The 7,089-nt window shown below is 45.3% G+C and carries 6 protein-coding genes; 5 read left to right on the forward strand and 1 reads right to left on the reverse strand.

Annotation, left to right across the window (positions count from 1 at the left end):
* Positions 1-10 precede the first annotated feature (10 nt).
* On the forward strand, positions 11-430 hold the full coding sequence (locus NC99_RS20860; protein ID WP_053188724.1) for a DUF3788 domain-containing protein: 420 nt from the start codon (positions 11-13) through the stop codon (positions 428-430).
* Between the two features lie 97 nt (positions 431-527).
* On the forward strand, positions 528-1,109 hold the full coding sequence (locus NC99_RS20865) for a YdeI/OmpD-associated family protein (protein ID WP_053188730.1): 582 nt from the start codon (positions 528-530) through the stop codon (positions 1,107-1,109).
* 410 nt (positions 1,110-1,519) lie between these two features.
* Here the strand turns inward: NC99_RS20865 and rocD are convergent, their stop codons facing one another.
* On the reverse strand, positions 1,520-2,743 hold the full coding sequence (gene rocD, locus NC99_RS20870; RefSeq protein ID WP_053188733.1) for an ornithine--oxo-acid transaminase: 1,224 nt from the start codon (positions 2,741-2,743) through the stop codon (positions 1,520-1,522).
* Positions 2,744-2,958: 215 nt separating this feature from the next.
* Here rocD and NC99_RS20875 point away from each other — a divergent pair, with 215 nt between their 5' ends.
* The 3 genes from NC99_RS20875 to NC99_RS20885 all read left to right on the forward strand — a co-directional run.
* On the forward strand, positions 2,959-4,866 hold the full coding sequence (locus tag NC99_RS20875) for an ATP-binding protein (RefSeq protein ID WP_053188736.1): 1,908 nt from the start codon (positions 2,959-2,961) through the stop codon (positions 4,864-4,866).
* A 206-nt stretch (positions 4,867-5,072) separates the two neighbouring features.
* Positions 5,073-6,095 carry a FecR family protein gene (locus NC99_RS20880; protein WP_162231275.1) on the forward strand — a complete coding sequence of 341 codons (1,023 nt, stop codon included), beginning with the start codon at positions 5,073-5,075 and terminating at the stop codon, positions 6,093-6,095.
* Positions 6,096-6,287: 192 nt separating this feature from the next.
* Positions 6,288-7,089, forward strand: an 802-nt coding sequence (locus tag NC99_RS20885) for an STN domain-containing protein (protein WP_162231276.1), incomplete at its 3' end; no start/stop codon positions are given.

The raw sequence follows: 7,089 nt of genomic DNA on the forward strand, positions 1-7,089 counted from the left end.
ATAAACGACAATGTCGATCAGCATTTTTACCGACAAAGCCCGACAGCCAAATCCCGATGATTTGGTTGCTCCGCTGGGCGAAACTTATGAACTTTGGAAGCAGATCCGGATGTTTATTCTGGGAAAATACCCCGCTGGGGTGGAGCAGTGGACCTATTCGGGAAAAAATTATGGCTGGAATTTTCGGATCAAGGATAAGCGCAGGGCCATTGCTTATTTGCTGCCCCGCCAAGGATACTTTAAGGTAGCTTTCGTGTTTGGGCAAAAAGCCACTGACCAGGTTTTAGCAAGCACGGTGGCTCCCGAAATAAAACAGGAATTGCTACAGGCGCGTGTTTATGCTGAAGGACGCGGAATACAAATTGATGTACGCGATGAACGAAAGCTGCCCGACATCCAGCAACTGGTTGAAATTAAGTTGGCGAATTAGGATTTGGTGTAAAAGGTAAGCTCAAGTCGAGACAGAACCCCTGGACAAACAATTCAAGCAAATTGCCTGTTTATAGAGGATTCAAACGAAGGCGAAAATGAAAACGACCAATCAACCGATATTTTTTGAATCGGCTGCCGAATTCAGGCGCTGGCTCGAGGAAAACCACAAAACTGCCAGCGAAGTACTGGTTGGTTATTACAAGGTAAAAAGCGGGAAAAAGAGCATGAGCTGGAGCGAGTCGGTTGACCAGGCCATTTGTTTTGGTTGGATCGATGGAATCCGGAAGTCAATTGACCAGGAACGCTACATGAATCGGTTTACGCCACGCCGTGCGAACAGCCACTGGAGTGCCGTCAACATCAGGAAAGTGGATCAATTAACCAAGCTCGGGCTGATGCGACCGGCGGGATTAGCGGCCTTTCAAATCCGAAAGGAAAGTCGATCGGAAATTTACAGTATTGAACGCCAAGCGCCCCGCCTGTCGGAGGCATTTGAAAAGCAATTTCGCGCCAACAATAAGGCTTGGGATTTCTTCGAAACGCTTGCTCCTTCGTACCAAAAGGCAGCCATTAACTGGGTGATGGCTGCCAAACAGGAGACTACCCGAAAAAGACGCTTAGCCGAATTGATTGCCGACAGTGATTCGGGACTTAAAATTAAAGTGATGCGACGCTGATGAGCTGGCGATCAGCGCGAAAAGTTTTATAAGAAAGAATTATAGGCAATGGCTCTTTACGATCGAATAAAAATGTAATTTTACAAACGATTGAACGTCCGCGTGCATTCAATCTACATTTCTAAAATTAACCTTTTAAAAAGCAAAGTTATGGCAAAATCACATGACGCTAAGAAAAGCGAAAAAAAGGAACCTCTTAAAACGCCTAAAGAACGAAAAGCTGAAAAGAGGGAGAAAAAAGCAAATCGGTAATTCGTTTTGAACGATACTTGAGTTCAAAGAAGCCATGATCGGGTTGGTACTTTTATCCCGACAGGCGTTCCGAGACCTGATAAATGATAGTAGGTCAACGACCTTAGCTCTGTTGATGGAGCCAAACCCAAGCAGGTTTGGCTCCATTCTTTTTTATGTTAGAACCCAAACTCATCAAAGGTTTTCTTAATCCGCCCAATGGCCTCCATCATCTGTGCTTCGTTGATAATGAGCGGCGGTGTAAACCGGATGATGTGCTCGTGGGTTGGTTTGGCCAAAACGCCATTTTCTTTCAAAGCCAGACAAACATCCCAGGCCGTTTTCCCCTTTATGGGTTTAATGGCTATGGCATTCAGCAAGCCTTTTCCACGTACAATTTCAATCATTTCCGAATCAATTTTTTCCATTTCACTCCGAAATAGCTTACCCATTGTTTCGGCGTTTTCAGACAGCTTTTCATCGACAATGACATTCATGGCCGCCATCGCCACCTTTCCGGCAATGGGGTTGCCGCCATAGGTTGAGCCATGCTCTCCGGGCTTGATGGTCATCATGATTTCGTCATCTGCCAAGACACATGATACAGGGAACATGCCGCCCGAAATGGCTTTGCCCAAAATCAGGATATCGGGACGAACGCCTTCGTGGTCGCAAGCCAGCATTCTGCCGGTTCGGGCCAATCCGGTTTGTACTTCGTCGGCCACGAACAACACCCGGTGCTTTTTGCAGAGTTCCGAGGCCTTTTTAAGAAATCCGTCTTCCGGCACATAAACACCGGCTTCGGCCTGAATGGGCTCCACCAAAAAACCAGCTACATTGGGATCTTTCAGCGCCTGGTCTAAAGCCTCGAGATCATTGTACGGAATGTTGACAAAGCCCGGCGTATAGGGGCCGTAATCGTTGTAGGCATCCGGATCTGACGACATGGAGACAATGGTGATGGTGCGTCCGTGGAAGTTTCCGTTGCAAACCACAATTTTGGCTTCGTTGCGCGGAATGCCTTTCACTTTGTATGCCCACTTCCGTGTTAATTTGAGGGCGGTTTCGTCGGCTTCGGCGCCCGAGTTCATCGGCAGCATTTTATCGTAGCCCAGGAGCTTACACATATACTCTTCCCATTCGCCCAGCACATTGTTGTAAAATGCACGTGATGTTAAGGCCAGGGTTTCGGCCTGTTTTGTCAGGGCATCAACAATTTTCGGATGGCAGTGTCCCTGGTTTACCGCCGAGTAGGCCGCTAAAAAATCCATGTAGCGGTTGCCTTCTACATCCCACACATAAATGCCTTCGCCGCGCTCCAAAACTACCGGTAGTGGATGGTAGTTGTGTGCCCCAAATCGTGCTTCACGATCAATGAAAGTTTGAGCTGATTGCGTTTTCATATTTTCACAAAATTAAGGTGTTTATTTTGCTAACAGAATTACGGAATATCTGTTGTATTTCAAAGAATTTTAGCCTGTTAAAGAAAAGCTTCCGATGTCGGAAAACCATTTTTCGCTTACATATTTTTTACGGTCATATGCTTCGTGTAATAAATTCGCATTTTCTTGCCTGTTTTGTTTTATATTTGCGTTCAAATCGGTTCATTTAGTGGTTCATGAGATTTAAGAAATTGATTTCTTTGGTGCTGTTTTTCGTTACGTTGGGCTCTGTTTTTGCGCAGACGACCAAGCTGGACTCGTTGAAAGCGGTGCTGAAAGAGAATAAAACCAACCGATTGGCCTTGCTGATTGACATTTCTGACCAGTACCTGGATTCCATTAATTACCATGATTTTGTGCTTAGCTGTTTGCAAGAGGCATTGGACAGTGCCACCAGCCAAAAAAATGATTCGCTCGTTGTGAATATTTACAACTACCTGGGGCTGGCGAACTACAATATTGGCGATTTTGAGCGAGCAACAGATCATTTTTACAAGGGCTTAAATTTGTTGGATAAGAAGCCCAACACGAGGCAAACCGCCAAACTCTACAACAACCTGGGGATGATTTTTGATGAGATGGAGGATTTTGACCGCGCGCTTTCGTTTTACGCCGAGTCGTACCGGATTGACAGTTTGAGCAATAACGAGCAAGGGCTGATCGGTTCGCATCTGAACCTGGGAATCAGCTATCAAAATCTGAAAAAGTATGAGCTGGCCCGTAAAAACTACGACCGCGCCTATCAACTCGCTGAAAAATTAAACGACAGCTCATCAATGGTCCATGTGTTAAACAACCAGGGAACCTTGGCCTACGATTTAAAAAATTACGACGAAAGTCTGGCATATTATCAGCAGGCGCTTGATTTATATGAAAAGGCCGGTGATTTGGGTGGTGTTGCTTTCGCGAAGAATAACATGGGGCTGGTGTATCTCGACCAAAAACAATACCCGAAAGCGTTGGCGTATTTTCACGAAGCGCTGGAAATAGCAGCCAAGCTGAATCTGTATGCTTTTCAGGGAGATATTTATGGCAATCTGTCGATCTATTATGAAGAAGTGCAAGATTACAAAAATGCCTTCGACTACTACAGCAAGTACAATGAGGTTTACGATAGTTTAAGCTCGGAGCGGCAGGATCACATGATTCGTAAGCTCGAAGCGCAATACCAGGCTGAAAAGAAACAGCGCGAGATCCTTGAGCTACAGCAGGAAAATCGGTTGCAACGCCAATTATTAAGCAGCACAAAAAATATGCAGGTGTACCTGTATGTGATTCTTTTTCTGGTGATTCCATTTTTAATCGTGCTTTTTGTTTTGCTGCGAAAAGAAAAACTGTTGGCCCGGGAGTTACACGAAAAAACCCGCGAACTGAAAAAGCTGAATGTGGCCAAAGACCGTTTTTTCTCCATTATTGCACACGATTTAAAGAATCCGTTTAATGCTTTGGTGAGTTATACCAGCTTACTGCGATCTGATTTCGACTCATTTACCAAGGAGGAACTGAGCCAGATTATTACCGACCTGAACGATGCCACCGAGCAAGGTTTTGCCCTGCTTGAGAACTTACTGTACTGGACACGTTCACAAACCAACCGCATCAAAGTGTACAAAACATTCTTCAACTTAAAGCGAATTGTTGATAATGTGGTCAGCCTGGCCAATCCAAACCTGGCTGCAAAATCCCAAACGATTGAGGTCGATATTGATCATGAGCTGATGGTATTTGCCGATAAAGACATGATTGCCACGGTCATTCGAAACCTGGTTTTTAATTCCATCAAATTTTCATACCCCAACACGGTCATTCGGATCGAAGGAAAAAAGATTGGTCAAAGCATCCAGATTTCTGTCATTGACCAGGGCGTTGGAATTGATGCTGAAAAGCAGCACAATTTCTTCAACTACGAAGAGAACACCACGACCGCCGGCACCGCCGGTGAAACGGGCAGCGGATTGGGGTTGGTGATTTGCCGCGAGTTTGTTGAAAAGAACGACGGCCTGATTTGGGTGGAGAGCGAGGAAGGGCAAGGCGCCACGTTCCGCTTTACCATCCCCTACATTGAACCCGAGGAAAAACATTAGCATTTTTTCTTATTTGTCTTGAATCTCTCGAAATCCAGCATTTCTGCTTGATCTCCACAAGGATATTTCAAAAAAAAAATGAATTCTTTTTGGGGGGTAGTTTGCGTTTTTGCGTAATACCTTCCGAAAAGCACAAGTTAACGGCGGGATAAACCGGTCACTTTTTTTGAGAATGATTTATGGAGAGCAAGCAGAAAATAATTTCATTGATTCAGAAATACTTGAATAACACCTGCACCGAACCGGAGTTGGATGAGTTGATTCAATTGTTTCATCGCGAAGATTACCGAAATCAGATTGAGCTGCTGTTGTATGAACATTGGCAGAATACACCTTCGTTTCAGCAACAACTGGATGAGAAAGAGTTGGGTAAAATGCTGCATGCCATTCATCAGCAAATGCGCATTGATGGCGGTAAAAGCAAGAAGGGCTTGCTGAAACGCCTGACCAATTACGCCGTTCGTGCGGCAGCCATTTTGTTTATTCCGCTTTTAATTGGTTCGCTTTGGATGGTTTATCAGAATGGAACCTACAGTGGATCCGATACCATGATTACCCTCGAAACGCCGCTCGGCTCAACCTTGAAAACGACCCTGCCCGATGGCACCGAAGTGTGGCAAAATGCCGGAACAACGTTGAAATATCCGGCAAAATTTACCAGGCGCAATCGTCAGGTCGAGCTGGTTGGAGAAGCCTATTTTCATGTTTCATCCGATAAGAAAAATCCTTTCTACGTAAAAACGACCGACGGAACGGTGAAGGTAACTGGCACCCGCTTCGATGTATCGGCCTTTCCTGATGATGATTTTTCATCGGTTGTGTTGGAAGAAGGTGCGGTTGCCTACCAGCTTGCCGGTTCAGGCCAAGAGGTTGCGTTAAGCCCGTCGGAGCAATTGCTGTATGCGAGAGAAATGGGTTCGTTGGTTAAGCGGACTGCCGATGTTGAAAAATATATTTCATGGACGGAAGGCAAGCTGATTTTTCGAAATGATCCCTTGTCGTCTGTTGTATTGCGACTGGAACGGTGGTACAATGCTGACATTGTTTTGGACGATCCCACGGGCAAACTGGGCGAACACCCCTTTACCATGACCGTGCAAAATGAAACCCTGCCGCAGGTGTTGAATTACATTTCGCAAGCGGCAGATTTGTCGTTGAGGAAGGATGACACGAAATCGACTTCGACAGCAGTATTGGTGAAACCAAAGTACACGATTTCAAAAAACTAAAAAGAAAAGCCTATGTAACAGCATAAATACAAAAGGGAAGATGCTGGCACATCCTCCCTTTGAAACTAGTTGAATAAACAATCTCTTCAATAAAAATTGTATAACTCAAACCATTACAAAATTATGGAAAAAAATCGTAAAAGGTTTGGCCCGGGTAGGTTTTATCCCCAGGTCAAGAAACTAGTAAGAATTATGAAACTAACAGCACTACTTGTGACTCTCGTAATCGGCCAGGCGTTGGCTGTCAATTCCTATGCTCAGGATACGCGCCTTTCAATTGATCTGAATAATTCGACCGTGAAAGATGTACTCATGGAGATTGAACGAAGTACAGACTTCTTTTTTCTTTACAGCAACCAGTTTATTGATGTGGAGCGCAGAGTTGATATCAAGCTGAACAACAAAAAGGTGGATGAAGTTTTGGATGAAGTGTTTAAAGGCACAAACATTCGTTACACCATTACCGATCGTCAGATTATTTTGAAACCTGAATCGGCCACCAACGATTTTTATTCCGTGCAGGCAGGTTCTTCGGTTTCGGGGACGGTAACCGATGAAAATGGTAATCCAATTCCCGGGGCCACCATCATTCTGAAAGGCACAACCAACGGAACCATTACCGATATGGATGGCCGCTTTACCCTGGAAGTGTCGGGAAACAATCCGGTATTGGTTATTTCGTTTGTTGGAATGCGATCGCAAGAAGTGACGTACAACGGACAAGGGCAGTTGACAATTACTTTGCAGGCCGATGTGATTGGGCTGGATGAAGTGGTGGCCATCGGCTATGGAAAGAATTCGCGTAAAAATCTTTCAAGTGCCGTTACTTCGGTGAAAGCTGATGAGCTAAACCGCGGAGCCATTGCCGATGTTGGGCAGTTGTTGCAGGGAAAAGTGCCGGGCCTGAATATTTCGGCCAGTGGCGACCCAACACGCAGCGCGACGATTATCATGCGCGGGGCATCGACCATTAACCCGGATTATGCATTTGAGT

It is taken from the genome of Sunxiuqinia dokdonensis (genome assembly GCF_001270965.1).
GTDB classification, from domain to species: domain Bacteria; phylum Bacteroidota; class Bacteroidia; order Bacteroidales; family Prolixibacteraceae; genus Sunxiuqinia; species Sunxiuqinia dokdonensis.